This window comes from Marinomonas communis, assembly GCF_004363305.1.
Classification (GTDB): Bacteria; Pseudomonadota; Gammaproteobacteria; order Pseudomonadales; family Marinomonadaceae; genus Marinomonas; species Marinomonas communis.
In genome coordinates this window covers 68,176-91,963 of record NZ_SNZA01000005.1, presented here as the reverse complement: position 1 = coordinate 91,963, position 23,788 = coordinate 68,176, and the positions used below count along the sequence as shown (strand labels likewise).

Annotated in this window: 19 protein-coding genes; 5 read left to right on the top strand and 14 right to left on the bottom strand. The window is 44.4% G+C overall.

Annotated features, from left to right (window positions below):
- Positions 1-21: 21 nt before the first annotated feature.
- From cydX to arfB, 4 genes are all read right to left on the bottom strand, one after another.
- Complete coding sequence (gene cydX, locus C8D85_RS14150) at positions 22-138, bottom strand: cytochrome bd-I oxidase subunit CydX (RefSeq protein WP_133563865.1); 117 nt, start codon at positions 136-138, stop codon at positions 22-24.
- A gap of 43 nt (positions 139-181) precedes the next feature.
- Positions 182-1,318: a cytochrome d ubiquinol oxidase subunit II gene (gene cydB, locus C8D85_RS14145; protein WP_133563863.1), complete on the bottom strand. Its 1,137-nt coding sequence runs from the start codon at positions 1,316-1,318 to the stop codon at positions 182-184.
- A gap of 1 nt (position 1,319) precedes the next feature.
- Positions 1,320-2,897 carry a cytochrome ubiquinol oxidase subunit I gene (locus tag C8D85_RS14140; RefSeq protein ID WP_133563861.1) on the bottom strand — a complete coding sequence of 526 codons (1,578 nt, stop codon included), beginning with the start codon at positions 2,895-2,897 and terminating at the stop codon, positions 1,320-1,322.
- Positions 2,898-3,274: 377 nt separating this feature from the next.
- Positions 3,275-3,688: an alternative ribosome rescue aminoacyl-tRNA hydrolase ArfB gene (gene arfB / locus C8D85_RS14135; RefSeq protein WP_133563858.1), complete on the bottom strand. Its 414-nt coding sequence runs from the start codon at positions 3,686-3,688 to the stop codon at positions 3,275-3,277.
- A gap of 131 nt (positions 3,689-3,819) precedes the next feature.
- Between arfB and hisA the strand changes: the two genes are divergently transcribed.
- Positions 3,820-4,584, top strand: a complete 765-nt coding sequence (gene hisA, locus C8D85_RS14130; protein ID WP_133563855.1) for a phosphoribosylformimino-5-aminoimidazole carboxamide ribotide isomerase — start codon at positions 3,820-3,822, stop codon at positions 4,582-4,584.
- Positions 4,585-4,816: 232 nt separating this feature from the next.
- Positions 4,817-5,476, top strand: a complete 660-nt coding sequence (locus C8D85_RS14125; RefSeq protein WP_133563852.1) for a hypothetical protein — start codon at positions 4,817-4,819, stop codon at positions 5,474-5,476.
- A 27-nt stretch (positions 5,477-5,503) separates the two neighbouring features.
- Here C8D85_RS14125 and C8D85_RS14120 read toward each other — a convergent pair whose 3' ends face one another.
- Entirely contained in the window at positions 5,504-7,177 is a 1,674-nt protein-coding gene (locus tag C8D85_RS14120) for a diacylglycerol kinase family protein (protein WP_133563849.1), read from the bottom strand.
- Positions 7,178-7,498: 321 nt separating this feature from the next.
- On the opposite strand from C8D85_RS14120, the gene rsgA reads away from it, so the two are divergent.
- A complete protein-coding gene (gene rsgA, locus C8D85_RS14115) occupies positions 7,499-8,476 on the top strand; it encodes a GTPase RsgA (protein ID WP_133563846.1) in 978 nt (325 codons plus the stop codon).
- Positions 8,477-8,524: 48 nt separating this feature from the next.
- Here the strand turns inward: rsgA and C8D85_RS14110 are convergent, their stop codons facing one another.
- Entirely contained in the window at positions 8,525-9,898 is a 1,374-nt protein-coding gene (locus C8D85_RS14110) for a peptidoglycan DD-metalloendopeptidase family protein (RefSeq protein WP_228191169.1), read from the bottom strand.
- A 184-nt stretch (positions 9,899-10,082) separates the two neighbouring features.
- Between C8D85_RS14110 and C8D85_RS14105 the strand changes: the two genes are divergently transcribed.
- On the top strand, positions 10,083-11,753 hold the full coding sequence (locus C8D85_RS14105; protein ID WP_133563843.1) for a VRR-NUC domain-containing protein: 1,671 nt from the start codon (positions 10,083-10,085) through the stop codon (positions 11,751-11,753).
- Between the two features lie 82 nt (positions 11,754-11,835).
- Entirely contained in the window at positions 11,836-12,627 is a 792-nt protein-coding gene (locus tag C8D85_RS14100) for a formate dehydrogenase accessory sulfurtransferase FdhD (RefSeq protein WP_133563841.1), read from the top strand.
- 12 nt (positions 12,628-12,639) lie between these two features.
- Here C8D85_RS14100 and C8D85_RS14095 read toward each other — a convergent pair whose 3' ends face one another.
- The 8 genes from C8D85_RS14095 to C8D85_RS14060 form a co-directional block, all read right to left on the bottom strand.
- Positions 12,640-14,223, bottom strand: a complete 1,584-nt coding sequence (locus tag C8D85_RS14095) for a sensor domain-containing diguanylate cyclase (protein WP_133563839.1) — start codon at positions 14,221-14,223, stop codon at positions 12,640-12,642.
- Positions 14,224-14,513: 290 nt separating this feature from the next.
- Positions 14,514-15,557 carry a protein-glutamate methylesterase/protein-glutamine glutaminase gene (locus C8D85_RS14090; RefSeq protein ID WP_133563836.1) on the bottom strand — a complete coding sequence of 348 codons (1,044 nt, stop codon included), beginning with the start codon at positions 15,555-15,557 and terminating at the stop codon, positions 14,514-14,516.
- A 17-nt stretch (positions 15,558-15,574) separates the two neighbouring features.
- The gene (cheD, locus tag C8D85_RS14085) at positions 15,575-16,189 is read right to left on the bottom strand and encodes a chemoreceptor glutamine deamidase CheD (protein ID WP_133563834.1); all 615 of its coding nucleotides are present in this window, start codon (positions 16,187-16,189) and stop codon (positions 15,575-15,577) included.
- 11 nt (positions 16,190-16,200) lie between these two features.
- The gene (locus C8D85_RS14080; RefSeq protein WP_133563833.1) at positions 16,201-16,998 is read right to left on the bottom strand and encodes a CheR family methyltransferase; all 798 of its coding nucleotides are present in this window, start codon (positions 16,996-16,998) and stop codon (positions 16,201-16,203) included.
- A 41-nt stretch (positions 16,999-17,039) separates the two neighbouring features.
- Complete coding sequence (locus C8D85_RS14075; RefSeq protein ID WP_211342204.1) at positions 17,040-19,028, bottom strand: methyl-accepting chemotaxis protein; 1,989 nt, start codon at positions 19,026-19,028, stop codon at positions 17,040-17,042.
- Positions 19,029-19,096: 68 nt separating this feature from the next.
- Complete coding sequence (locus C8D85_RS18220) at positions 19,097-20,986, bottom strand: methyl-accepting chemotaxis protein (protein WP_133563830.1); 1,890 nt, start codon at positions 20,984-20,986, stop codon at positions 19,097-19,099.
- 98 nt (positions 20,987-21,084) lie between these two features.
- On the bottom strand, positions 21,085-21,567 hold the full coding sequence (locus C8D85_RS14065) for a chemotaxis protein CheW (RefSeq protein ID WP_133563828.1): 483 nt from the start codon (positions 21,565-21,567) through the stop codon (positions 21,085-21,087).
- Positions 21,545-23,761: a chemotaxis protein CheA gene (locus C8D85_RS14060; protein ID WP_133563826.1), complete on the bottom strand. Its 2,217-nt coding sequence runs from the start codon at positions 23,759-23,761 to the stop codon at positions 21,545-21,547. Before C8D85_RS14060 ends, C8D85_RS14065 begins: the two co-directional genes overlap by 23 nt.
- Between the last annotated feature and the right edge of the window lie 27 nt (positions 23,762-23,788).

The window sequence follows — 23,788 nt, the reverse complement described above, 5'->3', positions numbered from 1 at the left end:
GTCATTTGAACCTTAGTTTGATTACATTGAATCGTCTGGAGATTCACCGTCGTAGCCAGAAAACTCAAGCCAGACAGCATTGATGATGCCGAATGAACACGCTAGTAGCACACCCAACACCCAAGCAAAATACCACATAATGTCTCCTTATAGCGGGGCAGGTTCCCTACCCCATTGCATCTTAGTAAAGTGAATGTGAGTTTTTAGCGATGTGCTCTTTAGAGAGACGACCAAACATCACGAAGTAACTCCAAACAGTGTAAGACAACACGATTGGGACAAAGATACACGCCACGACAAACATGATCATCATAGTCGTTTCACTTGATGTCGCATCCCACATAGTCAGACTCATACTTGGGAAAGTAGAAGACGGCATTAGGAATGGGAACATAGAGCCACCCGCAGTCATGATGATGCCAGCAATACCCAGTGATGATAGTAGGAACGCCATACCACCACGACCCGCTGCGCCCATCAGACCCGCTAGCAACATACCGGCAATGCCAACAATCGGCGCTAAGATTAAGGCAGGGAAAACACTGTAGTTAGCCAACCAAGCGCCCGCTTGAACCTCAGCTGTTTTCATCAATGGCGTCATAGCAGAGTTACCATCGAACTCACTTGTGATCACGTAGCCATCGATGCCGTAGGCTAACCAAACGCCTGCTAACGCAAACAACACAGCCGTTAGTACACCTGACACCATGGTTGCTTTACGAACTTTAGCAAACAGGTTGCCCTCAGTTTTTAGTAGCAACCAAGCGCCACCTTGTGTCACCAGCATTAGCAAGCTCACTAGACCACATAGAATCGCAAATGGGTTAAGCAGTGCAAAGAATGAGCCTGTGTACGTCACACGAAGGTATTCATCAAACTGGAATGGCACCCCTTGTAGCAGGTTACCAAACGCCACACCAAAGATAATTGGCGGAACAGCCGAACCAAAGCCAATGCCCCAGTCCCAGTTTTTACGCCACTTAGTGCCTTCAAGTTTAGAACGATAATCGAAACCAATTGGACGGAAGAACAAAGCCGCCAAGGTTAATATCATCGCCATGTAAAAGCCTGAGAACGAAGTCGCGTACACCACAGGCCAAGCCGCGAACAAAGCACCACCCGCTGTGATAAACCATACCTGGTTCCCATCCCAGTGAGGGGCAATCGAGTTGATCATAATGCGGCGCTCTGAATCGTCTTTAGAGATAACGTTCAAAAGCGACCCTACGCCCATATCAAAACCGTCAGTGATGGCAAAACCGATCAGCAATACGCCAACCAATACCCACCAGATGACTTTCAGCATTTCATAATCCATCTTAAACCTCCTGCGCTTTAAGCTGGTCTGTTTCTTTCTCTAGCGCATAGCGGCCAGTGTGCAGACTTGAAGGACCTTGTTTCGCAAAGCGGATCATCAAGTACATTTCTGCAATCAAGAACACAGTGTATAAAGCAGTCATAAGACCTAGTGACAACCAAATCTGGCCTGTTGTTAGATTCGATACCGCCACGTGAACAGGCAGTACTTCACCAATGGCCCAAGGCTGACGACCGTACTCAGCGACAAACCAACCGGTTTCACAGGCAATCCATGGTAGTGGTAGCGTGAACATGATGGCTTTGAGGAATAAACGGTTCTGACCAATACGGCGACGGGCATTTTGGTAGAAAGCTACAGCGAAAGTCACCAACATCAGGAAGCCTGCTGCCACCATGATGCGGAATGACCAGAATAACGGCGCCACTTTAGGGATCGAGTAATCGACCGCCATATCTAATTGCTCTGGTGTGACGTTATCAAGATCTTCAGTGAAAGCTGTCACCAATAGACCGTAGCCTAAGTCATCTTTCACCTTATCAAAGTTCTCTTTAAGCAACGGATCTTCGTTACCAGCACGCAGTTCAGCTAGTAACTGATTAGCGTAAATACCGTTAATGATACGCTGACGGTGGTATTCTTTTAGCTCTTTGATACCTACCACTTCTTCATCGAGAGAACGTGTGGCAATCAAGCCCATCAGCCCAGGAATACGCAAAGCATATTCTGTTTCTTCAAGTTCCTGATTCGGGAAGCCAATCACGGTAAACGGTGCGGGTGGCTCGTGAGTTTCCCATTCCGCTTCAACCGCCGCCAGTTTTACTCGCTGTACTTCACCTAGCTCGTAACCTGATTCGTCACCTAGGATGATAACGCTTAAAGTAGCGGCTAAACCGAACGCTGAAGCGATGGCGAAAGAACGACGAGCAAAGGCTAGATCACGGTTTTTAAGCAGGTAGTAGCTTGAAATAACAAGTACGAAGATCGCACCGGTTACATAACCCGCTGAAACAGTGTGTACAAATTTCACCTGCGCCACTGGGTTAAATAACAAAGCACCGAAGTCCACCAACTCCATACGCATGGTTTGGTAATTAAACTCAGAGCCGACTGGGTTTTGCATCCAACCGTTGGCAATCAAGATCCACAATGCAGATAAGTTAGACCCTAGTGCAACCAGCCAAGTCACCATTAAGTGCTTCACTTTGCTTAAACGATCCCAACCGAAGAAGAACAAACCAACCAATGTGGATTCTAGGAAGAAGGCCATCAAACCTTCGATCGCCAATGGCGCACCAAAGATATCGCCTACGTAATGAGAGTAGTAAGACCAGTTTGTTCCGAATTGGAACTCCATAGTCAAACCGGTTGTAACACCTAGGGCGAAGTTAATCCCGAACAACTTACCCCAAAAGCGCACCATGTCTTTGTACACCTGTTTGCCAGTAATGACGTACACAGACTCCATAATCGCGAGAAGGAAAGAGAGGCCTAAAGTCAGAGGTACAAACAAAAAGTGGTACATGGCTGTGAGCGCAAACTGTAATCGCGAAAGCTCTACAACTGCTTCATTAATCATGATCTTAACCCATGTCTAACGTAAGAAAACGGCGGCGCTTCCTAGGCACTTCAATGCTCTTATTTCTTTTGGTCGCCAACTAATGCCAAGTCATTCACTGAATGTATGGTTAGCATACATGCGAATTATTTATTAGCTGCGCTTATGGGTCATTGCGTTAGATCAATAAATGTCACTAATGAGTTCACTTAGAGCCAACTTACACATTCTTTACAATAAGAATTTCAACACCTAGCGGCCAACGCCACCCAGTGCATCGCAGCGGGCTACATTAGAGTCTCATTAACTAAGATAGTCAACACAAAAAGTAATAAGCTTATATCAATTAGAGATAAGCTATTTTTTCTTATATCAGTTGTTAATAATAAAACCTTGATTTACCACTTTGCCTGTCGCTGACTTTTGATAGCACCTCGTGCTTTTTTGTTATCAAGACGTTTTCTCTGCGAGCTTTTGGTTGGCTTAGTTGGGCGACGCATTTTTTGTGGACGAATGGCCTCAAGAATTAAGCCTTGCAGACGATTTAAGGCATCTTCACGATTCGCTTCTTGAGTGCGAAACTGCTGCGCTTTAATAATAATGACCCCGTCTTTTGAAATACGGCTGTCTTTTAAAGCAAGTAATGGTTCTTTAATACGCTCAGGCAAAGACGACTGCAAAATATCGAAGCGTAGATGTATGGCACTGGAGACCTTGTTAACATTTTGGCCGCCAGCCCCTTGCGCCCGTATCGCCGTCATCTCAATTTCATGATCAGGAATTTCAACAGTATTGGAGATTTTCAGCGACATAAGGTTCTCTAGAGAGGTTATTTGTGAGCAGTGTATTGTAACAGCAGACGCAGGTTTCATAATCTTGCTTCGCATCTTTTGACAAGTTCGTTACAATCACTGTCCTTTTTGATTGGATACTGGAGCCTTCAGTGACACTATTTCGTCCATGCATCGACCTACATCAGGGTAAAGTTAAGCAAATTGTAGGCGGGAGCTTGAATGATACTGGCGCAAAAGAAAACTTCATTAGCGACTATGATGCAGCCTATTACGCCAACCTATATCGTGAACATGGCCTCACCGGTGGCCACGTTATTGCACTGGGCAAAGACAAACAAAACAAATTGGAAGCATTAAGCGCATTACGAGCTTATCCTGACGGCCTCCAATATGGCGGTGGTGTGACCGTAAAAAATGCCGCTGAATATCTAAAAGCCGGTGCATCTCACGTCATCGTGACATCTTATCTATTTCAAGACGGAGAGTTCTCATGGGACCGCTTAGACAAGATTAAGCGTGAGACAGGGACCGACCGTTTGGTACTTGATTTAAGCTGCCGTCAAGTGGGTGACAGTTGGTTTATTGCAACTGACCGCTGGCAAACAGTGACCTCAACTGAAGTCAATTTGGAAAACTTAATTGAGCTTGCCAATCACTGTGACGAGTTCTTGATTCATGCGGCAGACGTTGAAGGCCTGCAAGCTGGCATTGATGAGAAGTTAGTAGCTTTGTTAGGTCAAGGCTGCCCTATCGACGTCACCTATGCTGGTGGAGCACGATCCTTGAACGACCTTAAGAGAGTGCATGAATTGTCAAATGGTGAAGTGGATTTAACCATTGGCAGTGCATTAGATATCTTTGGTGGCAAAGGCATCTCTTTAGAAGATTGCATTAGCTGGAACCAGCAGCAATAAACGCTAAGCAACAAATCGAGGGAACATTAAGATCCCTCGATTTGTTGCGCATTCCCTGACTCGACATCACTCCCCCATTACCGCATACTTGGCGCATATTTCATTCACTTTAGGAATTTTTTTGAACATGAGGATCTTACGCACTGGTTTTCTTTTTCTTCCACTATTGTTGGCAGCGTGTTCCTTACCCACTATTTCCACGTCAGACAGAGCGCCTGCCCAAGAGCCGGTAGTGAAAACGACTGAGCCAAGTGAAGCGCTAACGCCAAAGCAAACGGCTAAAGAAGCCGTTGTTAGCAACATTGAAGCCTCTCAAGAGAACAACGCTGAATCTCATGATGAGTTGTTAGCTCAATACAAAAGACTTGAGCTACTCGCGAAGCAAAATGTAGAAGAGTTAGAAAAAAGACTTGGTCACTCAGTCGACAAAAAGGAATTGTCCATCCCTTCCACGGATGACTCAGCTTTATTGAAAAGTAAAGTTAGTGAGCTAAAAGATTATACCGGACAACTGACTGCGCAGATTGTTGAACTTGATCAGCGTGTAGAGCAACGTCGTGAGCACCCTAATAAAGGTGACGTGCTGCAGCTACACTTATCCGCTGTTGAAGTGGCGAAAGACCGCGCCTTCAAAGCACCATCTCTCGTTGGAAAATGGGTTCGTGGTGAGTCTCGTATTGTAAAGTTGACAGAAAACTTTCTGGTCGAAAATGCTATGTCAGAACCTCTTAATGTAACGTTTACAGAGTCCTACCAGATCGTTATCAACCAGAAATTGATCGGAACATTTGCCCCCACCCGAAGTAAATATGAGCTGGATTTTGATGCACCAACTGCAGATGGTGCAGGTGAAGTTTCAGGTACATTAAAGCTCCGATTAGAAAGCGAGTAACGTACCTATCTCCTTTGTGAAGAGTGTTTATGAAGAGTGCTTCATCAAACGCTCTTCAACTTTGCTCTTCGTACTCTCAAGTTTCGCAGGGACCATCACAGAAAGAGATTTTGGAATCATCTCTATCGTAATTTGATCAGCGCTACGATTCTCGCCATCCAAAACATATTCCATCGTACTACTGGACTTCAAAGACACACGATATGCAGTGGTATGGTTGACCCCTTCATAGACATGATCCTCCAGCCGATTTGTTAGGCCGTGTCCTACAAGCTCCAATAAATTCAGTAATTGGGCTCTGTCTGGGGACAACCACGTCAAATCCATCACACCATCAGAGATATCTGGCGCACCTTTACCCTGTGCAAGCAATGTAGTCACTGGCGCGGCATTGGCGATCGTCAAACTCGGCGTATTAATTTCAATGGTTTCATGATCATTAATACAGACTTGATAAGTCGTAGACTCATTTGCACTAATTGCTTCAGAGAGGCCTTGCAGATAAGCCAATTGACCACTGGTATTTTTCTTACTCCTATCAGCTTTGACAATCATTTGCTGCTCAAAGCCAACACCACAAAGCATGAGCATCACCTCGTCATTACATTTGGCTGTATCGACGCGACGTTCAATCCCTTCAATTAATGCCATACAGGCAGTTTGAATCGGGTTGATTTTGACCCCAATCCCACACAGCGCATAACTCAATGCATTCGCTGTGCCGAGAGGAATGATCCCCAGTTTGATTCGTGTATTCACTAACTCTTGCGCAACTTCCGCCACGGTTCCATCGCCACCACAGGCAATGATTAGGTCAGGCTTTGCTGCAACCGCTTGTTTGGCCCAAAAACTACCATTCCGCTCCTCTGAAGTGGTCTTTATGTTGAGATCATAGTAAGGGCTTAATAACTCAAGAATCTGCGCTTTGCTATGTTCCCATTGGCGTGTTCCAGCAACTGGATTTGCGATCAACCAAGCGCTATTTTTCACCTTTAAGGTGTGCTTGTGATGCAATGTTGTCAGTTCATGCAGTTGCTTTCTATTTAGATGAACACTTTTCCTAACAGCTTTGATCTGCTTCAGAACACTGGCGGGCGTTTTATCTGGATGTTGACTAAGCAAGTAAGCCGCCATCATAAATACTGAACGACCTCTGCCCAGAGCGCAGTGAACAATTACGCTACGACCATCTTTTCGGTGAGTATGAATCCAATTCAGAGCACGCTCTACTTGAGCTTCAGTGGGGATTGAATGATCCAAAATAGGGACATTCAAGTAATCAATCTCTTCCCCCAACAAAGTCCAATTAAGGGAATCAAATTCTGCCGTGACATCTAAGACTGCACCGATATCGTGATAACGAAGAAAATGTATGTCCGAAGGAAATAAGCGACGTGCTAAAAATAGCCCTGGCTCCACTTCTTGGATTGCAGGCACCTTGTCACGTCGACGGGCAACCGCGTTATAGCATTGTGTCATCCAAAGGAAAGGCCACAGTAGCCAACGAATCGCTATTGGAATGGTGCCATTTGCACGTTTGCGAAAAATGGTAGGTTTATTCAACAGGTAAGCAAGACTGACTGCAAAAAATGAAGCCGCAGCCCACACCCAAGCACTTCGAAAATAGACATCAGCCGTACTGATACTTAAAAAGACAAAGACTAGCGCAAGTAACAGATAGACATTTGTGTGTAGCAACATACTTATGACTCCCTAGAAAATGCTTATAGGCATCATTATTTATATCCGTAACTACTTACCTTATCGATAACGGCAATACCCGTAAATCAAAGCACAGAATATGCCTATTTTAATGCACGAACTTACACATTATGAAAAATCACAAAACTCAAAAAAGACATTTGTACTGGTTAAACACTGTGCTACTCTCGAATATGATTGACTTGCTGTTATTGGATACTCTTTAACCATAGTCAATTGTTCACAGGAACGGCTACTTTTGCATTCTAGTGGCTATTCTTTATCTCGTTTGTTGGTGTTTATGCACCTGGAGTTATCTTAATGGATGCATCTATCTCTTTGTTTGAACTAGGATGGCAAACCTACTTCCAGCAACAGTTGTCATTGGATGACCTAGAATTGCACAAAATTGCACGTGTTTGCCAAGTAGAATCTTCACAGTACGCTCTGCTTTCAGAAAACGGCTTGATCTCTTTATCCAAACACACCTCACAGCCTAACATGACCATTGGGGATTGGGTGGTGGTCGATGCGGCTAGCCAGTTCGTTCGAAAATTAGACCGAAGTGCGCTTTTCAATCAGGATCAACATCTAATTGCTTCCAATATCGACACAGTTTTAATTGTCAGCGCTCTTGATGAGTCATTTAATTTGGACTTAATCAAACGTTACTTAGAACTGGTTCACGATGCGGAAGCAGACGCCATTGTGGTCCTTACCAAAGCAGACCTTTGCGACAGCGTAGAAGAAAAACGCGATCAAGTTCAGCGATTAAACCCTCTGCTGATGATTGAGACGGTAAACACTAAATCTGACGAACCACTAGAAGCTTTAAAAGGTTTCTTTAAAAAGGGCAAGACCGTTGCCATTTTGGGGGCTCCGGGGTCAGGCAAGTCTCGCTTAGTACGAAGCCTAATCGATGTCGAGGCGGATACAACGCACTTTTCAGTCAAGCAAGATGCCTTATTTAGACTTCCTAATGGTGCGGTTTTACTGGATTCTCCAGCTCTACGAGAGTTGCAGGCTAACGAAGCGTTAAGCGCCGTCTCTGGCCTTGAGAAAGTCGCCAAGCTTGCGGAGAAATGCCGCTTTAATGACTGCACACACTCCAATGAACCGGGCTGTGCTGTTAAGCAGGCCGTTGAACAAGGTGAACTTGAAGAACAACGAGTGAAAGCGTTTAAACGCTCAAGTTTCTTCCAAGATGACGATGGGGGGCAAAAATCCAAACCCCACGATAAGTTTCATCGAAGTGCTCACTCTGAAGCGAGAGCGAGAAAGCACAGCCTTTCTGAGTAGCACTATCTTCCACAAAAAAACCTGCCGCGGCAGGTTTTTTTATGCGTTCTACAATATGTCTTTCGCATCCATCATTGCAGTCCAGCTAGCGATGGCTTTATCAAACTCCCCTCGCTCTGATTTAGGAATCGACTGCATAGTCGGAATCTTGGCTTTCATAGGGTTAACTGGACGACCATTGATATGCAGCTCGTAATGCAAGTGAGGCCCAGTAACTCGACCAGTGGAACCAGATAATGCGATCACTTGCCCACGTTTCACTCGTTGACCTTTTTTAACGAGGATCTTACTCAAGTGCAAAAAGCGCGTACTGTACTTACCGATATTATCAATATCAATGTACTTACCTGCGTAACGATGGTTGGCTGTACGAGTAACAATTCCATCACCTGTTGCCAGTACCTTGGTTCCACTTGGCGTAGCCAAGTCTGTACCATTATGCGGCGAAGGACGGCCTGTGACTGGGTGCATTCGATTTGGGTTGAAACCAGAGCTAACACGGTAAGTCACAGACGTAGGCCAACGACGCAAAGCCGGTGTTAAACTGTTCCCCGACTCATCATAGAATCGGCCATCAGAGCTATTGAGGAAGGCTTGATAGTATTGACCTCGAACCTTGATACGTACCGCTTCGACCTGTTCACTGCCAACTTTTTCGCCGTCTACATCCCCTTGCTTAAGTACCACATCAAATGGGTCTCCTGCACGGATATCACGACGAAAGTCTAAACGCCCTTTTAACAAGTCACTGATCGTCATCACGTTCGCATCCGACAACCCAGCTCGCTTAGCGGACAGATAAAAACTCCCTTCTACTGCGCCGTGCTTAGTAAATTGACTCCATGAAATAGGCTTCAATTCTTCTTTATAAACGAAGCCACCGTTGTCATGCTGCACATATGCAATGGTCTTACTTGGGTCAATTTTGCGGGAAATACGAATCAGCTCATCTTTGTCATTCGTTTCAAAGCGTAAACTGTCTCCTACTTGAAGCGGTTCAAGTACCAAGTATTCTTGGTCTGCTTCTAACACACTATAAAGAGTATTAATTGGAAAACCGTAGCGCTGAAAAATGCCTTCTAGAGTGTCTCCTGATTTGATTTGGTGCTCCACAACTCTGGGCTTAGGCGCTGATTGGGCTACCTGATCGACAACAGATGGTGCTTGTTCACGCTCCCCTATACCAGTTGGCGGGGCAAGATCATTCAAATCAGGGGGAAGTGGTGCCGTCGCAATTTGTGTCGTAATCGGGGTGAGCTCTATGCGACTATTCGGAAGAGCTCGGTAATTTTCAGCCCGTTGATCATCTTCAACGGAGCCTTCGTAAATCATCAAAAACAACACAAAGACCGTAACAATAAGGAGAGCCCACAATCGTGGACCGCGAGGCAGCCAGCGCAGTTTTTTGTTTGGTTGAACCATAGAGAGTAAACTTCTTTCCAGGGCAGCTCTCTGCTGCCATCTTGAGAGATATAATGCTTTAGAAGATTAGCATTATATTGATACATAATTAAAAGACAGACACATCTTGCCTGAGTCTCAGAAAAAATGACAGTCTGCAAAATCAACTAATGCTATAAAATACAGCCTCTTACACATTCTTGATATGCAAAAATCAGACTTCATACAAGCCGCTTCACTGTCCAATCCATTTTACTATTTAGAAAATGCACTAACCGTTTGGCAGTGGGTACTTAAGCATCACTGTGATTGCTTATGTACCGAAGAGATACAACAGCTACAAGATATCTTAAACCTTCCACGTGATGCCCAAGCACTGTTGGTACGAATGGTTATGCGTCAAGGGGAGCTGTTCCCTCTAGGCACTCTGCAATACGCTGAAATTGAGAACACCAATCAGGCCGTTGCCTTGCTTGAGGACTTAAAGCTCATTGAGATGGCCCCCTTAATTTCTTTGGACGAGGCCTACTCAAAGTTTAACAAAGAAATTATCTGGACGTTTTGTCATCGCCATTTCCCTGTTCCGCCCAAAAAGAGTGAACGAAAAGATACGCTGTATCAGCGTCTAAAAAGCTCTCAATGGGCGGAAAAACCAAGGACAGCACAAGACTGGGGAGATACAGACCATTGGATTCGCTTACGATACCCGAGTTTTTATAAGCGAATTCAACTGATGTTTTTTGGCAATTTAGCACAAGACTGGTCTGAGTTTATTGTGACAGAGCTTGGGCATATCAAATACGAATCCATCTCCTATCAACCAGAGCTCAGAGCATTCACAAACCGTTCAGACATTGACCGATACTTGCATTTCGATGACCTACAAGCCGATACTGAAAACACATTGCTTAATGGTGCCGACACCTTAGAAATAGATCCTCTTTTACTGTCTGCTTGTCACAATAGGTGGCTGGAAGCCAAACGGAAAAGAGTATGTTTTAAGCTTGCTCAACTCTTCGAAAAGAACAACCTTTTAAAAGACGCCGTTTCGCTGTATGACGCGACACAAAGCAATACAGCTCTGGTTCGCCAACTTAGACTTATGGAGCGCTACGATTCCCCCGAAAGCATTACCCAACTCGCTCAGTCCGCATTGAAGGCTATCCAGCACAGTGAAACCAGCATTTACTTACAGCGCATCTTACACCGCCAACAGCGTAAGCTCGGCCTACCGGTAAAGAGAGCAAAGCCCATAGAGATTCCTGAATTATTACTCCATCTGCCTGCTTCAGACTATCGCGTCGAGAACGCCGTCGCTCATACTCTTAGCACGTCGTCATCGCCTGTATATTATGTAGAGAATCGATTAATACCAAGCTTGTGGGCACTTCTGTTCTGGGAGGCCATCTATGCCCCTATTAAAGGTGCGTTTCTACACCCTTTTCAGTCGGCGCCACTGGATATTTACAGCAAAGACTTTTTCCAAGCGAGAGCCAATCAGCTTTCTAAACTTAGAGCGACCATTGTTGATGGCTCCTATCAGGCAATTATTCGTCGTCATTTTCACAAGAAACATTCACTCCAGTGCCCATTTATTCATTGGCCAAGCTTAACAGAGGAGCTGATCAACCTTGCGCTAGACAACATTTCGAGTGAACAACTGAGAGGAATGTTTGATTATTTGGAGCAGGATTTACGTCAACATAAACGTGGTATGCCTGACTTAATCCAATTTATGACAGAGGAAAAAAGCATCCGCTTTATCGAAGTGAAAGCGCCGAACGACCGCCTTCAGACCAGCCAAAACCTATGGCTAGAAGCCCTGATAAAGCTAAAGATTGAAAGTTATGTTGCCAAAGTCACTTGGCAGTCTTAAATAGACATGTGTGAGTCGTATCTTTCAGGTAAGGTACCTGATTCAATATCATAAAATCAGTCTGGCATCAGTGAGTAGGATTATGGCGTCTTTAGGCACAGTAACGAACAGCTACATGGATAGTCATGGTTTGCATGAGACGGAGCTGGTTCAAGAAACCCCCATCGCAATCAGTATCAACGATGTAAATTACGCAGTAATCATGGTCACAGACGTTGATGTAGAGGCTTTTGTAACGGGGTTCGCCTTCTCTGAAGGCCTTATTAATCAAGCTAGTGAAATATTAGACATCGAATTTCGCTCTATTGAAGCCTGCGACCCACTCAGTTCGCCACACCATATATTGGCAAACTTAGTACTCACAAACCGAGCATTACAAAGAAGTCGCTCTATTATGCGACAAAGACGCGGAGCCAGCGGCTGCGGTTTATGTGGCATCGAAGCAGTCGAGCAAGCGTTCCCTAAGCTGACACCTTATCACCCCATACCTACTTTATCTGATGAGAAATGGCTCAGCGTTAAAGCAACTTTCTCGGAGCATCAAGTAATTGGTCAGGCATCTGGAGCCATTCATGGTGCCATGCTGCTGGACAAATCTGGAAAAATTGTAGCGTTTGCTGAAGACATTGGTCGACATAATGCACTGGATAAGCTTATTGGTAAGGCAATGATTGCTCAACATGCCCTGAAAGATTGCCATATCTTGATGAGTAGCCGCTGCAGTACGGAATTAATTATGAAAGCGACTCGTACTCAAGTCGCAAGCCTCGCACACCTCGCCTCTCCTAGCCACTTAGCCGTGCAGCAGGCTAAGCAACTCGGCCTACACCTTATTCATCTTCCGAGACACGCACCACCAAGGCATTTCAACTAGCCTTACATGCACTCAACTATCCAAAGAACACTGGCTTGCTCGAACACAGTTACGCCCTGCGTTTTTTGCTTCGTACAAAGCGGCATCCGCTTGCTTAATAGCCAAATCAATAGCACGGGCATCCACATCAGCATGGATACAGCCAACGCCAATTGATACGGTTATACGCTGAACTTTTGGCATGTTTGTACTGGCGACATGTTCACAAAGAGATCTCGCAATATTGGTCGCCCTGTCGCATTTTGTATCAGGCAAAAAGATCAAAAACTCTTCGCCACCTACCCGGCAAGCAAGATCCTGTTCCCGCAAGAACTCTGTCATCAGTGCAGCCAATTGCTGAATAACTCGATCTCCCACATCATGGCCAAAGCGATCATTAACCGCTTTAAAGTGGTCGATATCAAGTGCCAACACCGAGAATTGCTGCCCTTTGGCTTCAAATTCATCCAACCACCGCTGCATACCTCGACGATTATATAACTGAGTCAACGGATCAGTATTGCTGTCGGCATCAAGCTTGTGAATCTTTTCATTCAACAGACCAATAGCATTCAACACGGCTATTTTTAATTGCGAAGCTTCAAAGTACCAAGATCGGATTGAAACAATGTGATTCTGCACATCTTCATCATTAACATTGCCAGCATTTCGCGCCAATTGTCGCAAAGGCTTAGAAATTAAATATGCCATGACCCAAATAATGATTAACGTTAACGCCGCAATGGGCAAACTGCGCCAAAGCACATTCAGCATCTGACTGTTTAGCGCTCCCATTACAAGCTCTTTAGGTCGCTGCACGACTACTCCCCAATTTGCAGCAGGGACCGGAGCATAACCAGCCAACATATTAATATTCAGGGAATTCTTAGCTTCCTTACTTCCCTCAGCTAAGCTCATAGCTTGCTGTACGATTGGCATTTGTGACACATTTTGCCCAACCCTTTTCGGGTCTGCATGGAATAACAATTCACCATATTGGTCAACCACATATAAATACGTAGCATCGGTAAAAAAGTGTTCTTTCATGAGCCGAGAAATAGAACCATTTTTATTTAGATAAATCGTTCCTGAAATATAACCAAGGTACTGGCCATCTTCACCCCATATTGGATGCGAAATACTAATAAGTGTATTTCCTGAGATCGAATGAAATGGACTGGTGATTAAAGGTTTTCTTTCATAAAAAGACTGGCGAGTATTTTCAGGAATCACGTAGCCTTTCTCAACAGTGCCTTCTGGGAAAACAGAAACCACTTCAGCTTTGTGATTTATAACAATCGCCGAATTAAAAATTTCAGATTGTTTTACCAAGCGGGCCACTTCTTCATCTGGAGAAGTACTAGGGGATTGGTGAGCTAGAAGCTCTGCACTGTAAGCAACACTGTGTTGTGCAGAGGTTAGCAACATTTGTGCAGACTCGGCGACTTTAGCTGCATATCTCTGATTCGCTTCTAATGTACTATCCATCAGAAGCTGACGCTGTACATTGTAAATGGCTAAGTAACTGTTTCCTAACGTCACTAATACACTGCCAATTGTTAACAGCAATATTAGCCGACGTAAGTCCGTGCGTACAATGTATCGAAAAAGCGGCATCTCAAACTCACAATTTTACAGCGACTACATCTAATTATAAATTTCGCAACTTATTAATTTAAATGCAATTTAAACAAGCACTCAATAAATTTGACTTTTTTATTTTAACTAAACTAGTGGTTTATAACATTAAAAAAGCCGTTGAAAACATAAAATTACAGCTACAAAAATATTAAGAATCTAATTATAAATATAGCTTATGGATTCGAGAGGAGTATAGGAGTTAAAAACACAAAAGCCCATCACGTTAATGAAAGGCTTTTTGCATATAAAATTTTCTATTCAATTACTTAACTTGAACTGTGCCGAGCAGATAAATGCTCAACTAAGTTGGAGCCTATCTCCTCCAAAGGCACAATAGCCTCCACCGCATTAAGTTCTACTGCGGCTCTTGGCATACCATACACAACACAAGATTGTTCATCCTGAGCCACAGTGTATGCTCCTGTTTGGCGTATTTTACTTAATCCTTGAGCTCCATCTTTTCCCATACCAGTTAGTAAGGCTGCTAAGGCAAATTTCCCTACTTCTGATGCAATAGAGTCAAATAGCACATCGACCGAAGGCCTATGACCACATACCTTGTCCCCATCGAATACATCTGTAAATAAGTCGTTACCACGGCGCACTACTCGCATATGCAAACCACCCGGAGCAAGATATGCATAACCTGGACGAATTCTTTCTCCACCTTGAGCTTCTATGACAGTAAAGTCAGTCGTTCTATCCAAACGATCCGCAAATGTCGTCGTAAACCCCGCAGGCATATGCTGGGTCATAACCACCGCAAAGTTCTGAGCAGGAAGCTGTTGCAGAACACTATTAATGGCTTCAGTACCACCAGTAGAAGCACCAATGGCGAGCACACGGTTTGCTTTTGAAGCTGGTAAAGCTGGTCTTCTGATCGGTGAGCGAGAGTGGCCTACTCTTGAGCGAGCGGCCATTTTGACTTTATTAATGACAGTACTTGAGTAGCGATGGAACATAGATAAATCATCAACTACAGGTTTAGCAATATAATCAACCGCACCAAGCTCTAGAGCTCGCAGAGTTATATCAGCTTTTGAGCGTGTCAGAGTGGAGATCATGATGACGGGAGTTGGACGAGCCTTCATAAGAACTTCTAAAAAGCGAATGCCATCTACTTCCGGCATTTCTACGTCTAACGTGATCACATCAGGAGATAGTTGGTTGACAAGTTTTTTGGCTTCAAAGGCATCTTGAGCAGCCCCAACAACCGATATGTCAGGGTCTGCATTTAGAACTTCCGTTAACAACCTTCGAATTATTTCAGAGTCATCGACCACTAAAACTTTAATTGGTTGATGTCGCATGCAAGTTTACACCTTACTTAGAAGAGATCAATGTCGCCTGAGTCAGTTTGACTACTCTCCACCACAGCTTTCTTGTAGCGTAGTTCGTTATCAATTAACTCATTGTCGTAATGATTCTTCAGTTTTTTCATCATAGCTTTTCCTGAAACAGGAAAAAAATTAACACGTCTTGGGTAGATGTCTAACAGATCGGAAGCATCCACTGGGATCTCTTCATTCTGCAGAAAAGATTGTATGAATTCGGCGTTATTTTTGCCTACATTATTCTGTACCATACCGCGGATAACTGCTCCGCCGCCAAAGATCTTAGCTCTAAATCGATCACGACGCCCACCCAACTTAACCAAATGGTTGATCAACATTTCCATGGCGTATACACCATAGCGACCAGATGCTGACAACAGATCATTAGGATCACCTTCAGGCAATAAGAAGTGATTCATCCCACCCACCTTAGAGATAGGATCATACAAACAAACTGCAACACATGACCCCAATAAGGTTGTGATCATCATATCATCAGCGGTGGCGTAGTACTCACCGGGCAGAACTTTCATAGCATCCGTATCAAACTGGCGATCAAAATATTGCTTTGTCGCAAGATGTTCTTGAGCTTCTTCTCGTAATGCCATAAATCCCCCTACTAAACTTTCCTGTAAGCAGTTCGTCCAACTGGTGTTATCAAATGACCAAGGTGATTAAAATTCTCCGAGTGACCCGCGATGTACAGTCCGCCTGGACGAAGTTTTTGTAGCAACTTCTCAAGGATCTGTACCTGGGTTTCTTTATCAAAATAAATCATCACATTGCGGCAAAAAATCACATCCATTCCTTCCTGAACTGGATATTGATTATCAAGCAAATTGACCTGCCTAAACTCGATTAAATTCCTGAGCTGAGGCACTACTTTTGCGCTGCCTTGATTGTGTGCCTTTCCTTTTAGAAAGAAGCTTTTCTTATTGCTGATCGGGTCAACCTTTTCGATTGGGTAAACCCCTTGGCTCGCTTTATTCAAAACGTTACTGTCAATATCTGAAGCGACGATTTTGCTGGTAACATCGAACCGTCCAAATGCTTCCACTAAAGTCATAGCTATCGAGTAAGGCTCTTCCCCCGTACTGGATGCCGCACACCATATACGCTCGCATTGCTCCCCAGACTGAATAAACTCTTTCAACAGTTCAAAGTGATGTGGCTCACGAAAGAAAGAAGTCAGGTTGGTAGTCAGAGCATTAATAAAATGTTCTTGCTCATCTGGATGAGTTTCTAAATAGCTTAAATAGTTTTTAACACTATTAAGGCCTAATTTTCGTACTCTGGGAGCGAGCCGACTATATACCAGAGATATTTTACTATCTGCCAAGTTAATACCAGCCAAAGCCCGCAATTCTGCGCGTACTTTATTAAAATCCGCATCGGTATATGCAAACTCTCTGTCCATAACCGCCCCATCGACTCTCGCTAAAAGGATTTATAAAGCGTTTAAGCTCTTGGCAACATTAACGGCTCACCATCACGCCCGTTAATGTTAAATCGTTGTACGTTCTGCTGCAGTATGGACGCTTGAGAGCGCATACTATCGGCAGACGCCGCTGCCTCTTCCACCAAAGCAGCATTCTGTTGAGTCATTTCGTCCATCTTAACAACAGCCTGATTAATCTCATCCAGCCCCGTGGCTTGCTCAGTGGAAGCTGAGGCCACTTGCGACATAAGCTCATTCACTCGTTTGATCGCTTCTTCAATCTGTTCCATTATCTGACCAGATTGATTCACTAAACGGTTGCCTTCTTCCACCTTGGAAACAGAATCGGAAATCAGCTCTTTAATGTCTTTCGCTGCGTTCGCAGAGCGCTGTGCTAGCGTGCGTACTTCTGATGCTACCACGGCAAAACCTCTACCTTGCTCCCCAGCTCTTGCAGCTTCCACTGCAGCATTCAAAGCAAGAATATTGGTTTGGAAAGCAATACCATCGATGATACTGATGATGTCGGCGATTTCACGAGAGGCCTCATTGATTGAAGACATCGTCACAACCACTTGTTTGACTTGATCTCCGCCTTGTAGAGCTACTTTTGCAGCGTCGTTCGCAAGTGAGCTTGCACTACGGGCGTTTTCAGAGGTTTGTCGAACATGACCAGTCATCTGATCCATACTGGAAGCCGTTTCCTCAAGACTTGACGCTTGGCTCTCTGTTCGAGAAGACAAATCCGCATTACCATGGGCAATTTCTGAGGCAGCATGATTGATTGTTTCTGCTGCTTCTTGGATGTCACGAATCATGTCAGTCAAGTTTTCGCAGGTTTCATTACAAAAGCGTTTAAGGTTATCAAACTGCCCCTGGTAATCCTCTGTTATTCTCTGAGTAAGGTCCCCTTCAGACATCGCCATTAGCACTCGAGAAACATCTGCTAAACCATGATCCGCAGTAGACATTAGCTCATTTAAAGATTTTGACATAAACAACATGAAGTCTTTCTTGTTGTCTTCTTTGGCTCGAACGGTAAAGTTACCTGCCGCGGCTTGGCTGACAATCTCACTGATTTCTTTCTCGGATAACACTTCCGCAGTTCGATCAAGCCACTCAACAACCGTACCGATACGAGTTCCATCCTCAGCAAACATCGGGTTGGCAGTTAATCGGAAAAACATGCCCGCCACTTGAATCTGAGTTTGGTGGCGTGCTTCCAGCGCCGCGAGTAAGTCAGCTTGGTGTTTAGGGTTCTTATGGAAGATATCCATTTTTGACCCGACAATGCTGTCGACCTTAAATTGAGGAAGTACTTTCTGCAGTTCTGACTCAACAGTACGCAGCATTTTCTCAACGGATCGGTTCATGTACACGATGGTGCGATTCTCATCGGCAATCATCACATTCGTAGACGTCACATTAAGAGCCTGGGCAATACGAAGTGATTCTAAGGAACTGCGCTGAGATACTGCACTGTCGTCCGATAGTTGCTGCTGTTTATCCGCTAATTCAATTGCGGCAGTTTTCAGCGCCCTCACCACACCATCAAGCTCACCTTCCGATCTTACTTTGGCTACGTCTTCAAAACGATTAGCCGAAATCGCCAGTGCAATCGTTGAAAGTTGGGCAGAAGAGGTTTTTATGCTCACCGCAATCAAAACAATCAACAACACCGCCAAGAAACCAGCGGCTGCAGCCCATATAGCAATCGAACCACCATCAAAGTACTGATCATTCAAACTGGATTGCGCAATAGTCTGATCTGACACTAAGTTTTGCAGCATGGCTTTTTGCTGTAAAAAACCTTCTGAAATAGATAAGGTGCCACTTTCAACACGCGAAGAAATCAATTGCGATGTTAACGCAAGCTCCTCTAATTTTTGGCCAGATACAGATGCTGATGGCGACTGTTCAAGCTGTAGTAAGGCTAACGTAGGAAGGCCTACTGCAAATAGAGTCACCAAAACCAATAAAATAAACTTTACTGACAACTTAGCGTTCACACCCAATGATCCTTTTCAGTATTTACATGCACTATTTTTCGCCAACACACGGCTCTAAGATTTACGAGTTAGAACTCTTCCCAACCATCATCATCCTGAACCGTTGGCTTTGGAATAGGCTTAGACTTCGAAGGTGTTTTGGCAATAGCAGGTTTCTTAACGGTCGTAGCAGGTTTTGCTGGTGCTGAAATAGCACGCTTTGGCGCTGATAAGGCAGGACGAGCAGAAATCTGGTGAGAACTGTTCTCATCAATCACAAATTGTCCCATATTGGTCGCCAACTGATCGGCTTGGTTCAATAGGCTTTCCGATGCAGCAGCCGCTTCTTCCACTAGGGCAGCATTTTGTTGTGTCATCTCATCCATTTGCGAAACAGCTTTGCCAATCTCATCTAAGCCAGATGCCTGCTCAGAAGACGCAGAAGAAATGTCATTCATAATGCTGTTTACTTTCTTAATCGCTTCGACGATTTCCTTCATGGTCTCGCCAGACTTATTCACTAGCTCATTACCAGTCGAGATTTTAGCGCCAGATTCAGAGATTAAGTCTTTGATTTCCTTGGCCGCATTAGCCGAGCGTTGAGCTAGCGTACGCACTTCCGAAGCAACGACAGCAAAGCCTCGTCCCTGCTCCCCAGCTCGAGCAGCCTCAACCGCGGCATTCAGAGCTAAGATATTTGTTTGGAAAGCGATACCATCAATCATACCGATGATATCGGAGATTTTTTGCGACGACTCATTAATCGAAGCCATGGTCACTACCACTTGCTCAATCAACTCACCACCATCGCTGGCAACCGATACAGCATTGGAAGCTAGACTCGTCGCTTGTTTAGCATTGTTAGAGTTTTGGCGTACCGTACTGGTCAACTGCTCCATACTAGAGGCTGTTTCTTCAAGGTTGGCAGCTTGTTGCTCCGTACGACGTGACAAATCCGTATTACCATTTGAAATCTCACGAGCACCGACATAAACCGCATCCGAGGCACCTTTGATTTGTGTGATGACATCCGTCATGGTTACCAACAGACCGTTAACGCCTTGGCATAAGCCAAGTAGAGAGCCTGTTTTACCGTCTAAAGATACTCGCTTAGTTAAGTCGTTCGCCGTTGCGGCTTCAATGGCTTCATTAACTTGCTCAACAGCAAGCTGCAATTGTTGCTCAGCTTCTACTTGTGCAGTGATATCAGTAGCGTATTTAACCACTTTGTAGATATTACCAAGGGCGTCACGAATCGGACTGTAGTTGGCTTGAATCCAAATTGTTTTTCCGTCTTTTCTTACGCGAGGGAAGCGACCAACAAAATGATCACCTGATTTCAATCTGCGCCAGAAATCACGATACTCTTCAGACTGTCTAAAATCGGCATCCACAAACATGCTATGGTGCTTACCTCGAACCTCATCAATCGAATAACCTAGGGCGTTCAAGAAATTACTGTTGGCATCATAAATAACCCCTTCTAGATTAAAGGAGATAACAGCCTGTGCGTTAGAAATCGCGTCTAATTGACTCGCATAATCAGCAGACTGGTTTTTCTTGGCGGTAATATCAGAGGCAAATTTTACAACTTTGAAAGGCTTTCCATTTTCATCAAAAATAGGATTATAGCTAGCTTCTATCCAAATTCGCTTACCTTGTTTAGTAATCCGTGGGTACTCACCCGCCTGAAACTCACCGCGCGCTAGTTTCATCCAGAACTCGCGGTACTCATTACTGTTACGAATGGTGTCATCAACAAAAATAGAATGATGCTTACCTACAATTTCATCTAATGGATAACCCACTGCATTCAAGAAGTTATCATTAGCAAAAAGGATGTTACCCTTCAAATCAAATTCGATAACCGCCTGTGACTTTGAAAGCGCCTCAATTTGACCACGCAAATTAGTCAACTCTTGCTGAGAAACGATTACTTGTCCATCTTCTAGTGGTTTTGCAAATAAGCCTTTAAACATAATATTCAACCTTCCTACCTAAGTTTGTATGACACCACAACGTTTTGCATAGCAAGGGTTGATGGTGATAAATACCAAGTTGCAACATCTGTTGCTGACTAGGCAGTTTCAAACAATCCTAATTCATCACTGGAGATAAGCGCCTCGATATCCACGATGATGACCATGTGATCTTCAAGTGTCGCTAAGCCATGTAAATATTTACTATCAAACGCAACACCAAACTCTGGGGCTGGTTTTACTTCTTCATCTTCGAGATTCATCACATCCGAAACACCATCTACCACGATCCCTACGATGCGCTCGTGGATATTCAACATGATGACAATGGTCCACTCATTGTAAGTGGGCTCTCCAATTCCAAATTTAATACGTAGATCAATAATCGGAACAATATCACCACGAAGGTTTATCACCCCTTTTATAAACTCAGGAGCGTTAGCAATTTTCGTCGTTGCTTCATAACCGCGAATTTCTTTAACGGTCATAATGTCTAGAGCATATGTTTCATCGCCTAGAACAAATGTTAAAAACTCTCTTGTTGGCATTGTTGAAGCACTACCCTGCTGCTCTGACGGCATAAGATGCCCCTCCCAAATCTGAACTAATAAACTGTATCAATGAATCGACATCCAGAATAAGTGCGACGCCACCGTCACCCATGATGGTGGCCCCTGCAACACCATCTACACGACGGTAATGGCGCTCTAAACTCTTAATAACCACTTGTTGTTGCCCAACCAAAGTATCGACCACAAGGCCAAAGCGGCTCTTGGCAGTTTCAACCAACACAATGATGGATTCAGATAAATCCAGTTGATCGATGCTTTCCGCACGACCGCCAAGCACACGGCCAATATCAACCAAAGGCCAATACTCCTCGCGAGCCCACAAAATCTTGCTGCCTTTGATAACTCGAATTTGTTCTGGCATCGGCTGAATGCTTTCCACAATATTCACCAAAGGAACAACAAATATTTGCTGTTCAGCTTCAACACACATCCCATCTAGAATCGCCAGCGTCAAAGGTAAGCTAATGACAAACTCTGTGCCCGCACCTTCAGAAGAATTAATCTCAACACGACCGCCAAGAGACTCGATATTACGACGAACCACATCCATGCCAACTCCACGACCAGACACATCGGTAACCTCTGCAGCTGTTGAAAAGCCTGGTGCAAAAATCAACTGCCAAACCGCCTCATCAGTTAGTGGATCTGGAAGCTCGATGCCTTTTTCTTCGGCTTTCGCAACAATTCGTTCCCGATTCAGCCCTGCTCCATCATCTAATATTGAAATGACGATTTCGCCACCTTTCTGCAATGCAGATAGGCGTACTGTTCCTTTTTCTAGTTTACCTGCGGCCTTGCGTACATCCGGCTTTTCGATGCCGTGATCGACACTGTTTCGAATAAGATGAGTCAACGGGTCCGAGATTTTCTCGACTAAGTTTTTGTCAATCTCAGTACTAGCACCTTCAATCACCAACTCAATTTGCTTTTCCATTTTGACTGAGAGGTCTCGAACCAACCTAGGGAATCGGTTGAACACAAATGATATAGGAAGCATTCGAACTGACATGACTGCTTCTTGGATCTCTCGAGTATTGCGCTCAAGTTCAGCTAAAGCTCCCATCATTTTTTCAGCAACACTTTCCTGAACTTCGTTGCCGATCAAATTTAACATGGACTGAGTGATCACGAGCTCACCGACAAGATTCACTAATTTATCAATCTTAACGGTTTCAACTCGTATACTAGTGGCTTCAGAGCTTTTCGTTTCTGCTGGTTTTGTGGCTGGCTTAGTCTTAGTTGTTCTGGGTGCAGTCGCTACTTTACTGGAAGGCTCATTTTTTTCTTTGGGATAAAGACCATAGCCTTGTTTGTCGTCGATCTTATCCTGCTCATGCCGAGCTTTCATCGACTCATCGAAGAAACCAAAGCCATCATCTTTAGCACCAGCATCTGAAGGATTCTTTGCTGCACTGCTGTCAGAATCTTTGGAAGCAACATCTCCATCATTGACGTCATCAGACTCGGATTCAAAGAAACCAAAACCTTCTATTTCATCGTCGTCTGCTTTTTTCTCCTTCGTCGGTGCTGCCGGTGCATCGTCGAAAAAGCCAAAGCCGTCATTACTGTCATCGGGGGATGAGTCTAAAGTCTCATCAAAAAAGCCAAATCCTTGATCGTCCTCGTCTGAGTGAATTGATGCGGAGACACTTATGTCTTCATCAAAGAAGCCAAAACCATCCTCGTCATCGCTATCATATGATTGGTCAAAAAAGCCGAAACCTTCATCTGCTTCTGAAGCTTCTTTACCGCCCGACTCTGCCTGTTGAACATCTGAATCTAATTCAGCCTGATCGTTTCCTGCTTGACCACTCATTGCGAGATCAAGTTCTTTTTCTAATATCGCTTTGTTTGTTTCAACTACATCCCAGTCGATCTCTTCATCGTTACGATAGCTGTGCAAGATATCCTTCAACACATCAACGGTTTCCAGTAAAACCGTGATCAACTCATTGGTCAGCGATAGCTCTTCATTCCTCGCTCTGTCCAGCATGTTTTCCATGACATGCGTCAGCCCAGTCATTGCGGTAAAGCCAAAGATAGCACTACCACCTTTAATGGAATGGGCTGCACGGAACACACTGTTCAGATCTTCTATATCAGGATAGTCCACGTCGTAATCCAACAACATGGTTTCCATCGTTTCGAGATGCTCCTGAGCTTCTTCGAAGAACGCTTCATTAAACTGACTTAGGTTATCCATCTTACACTCCGAACGACTGTAGTAAGT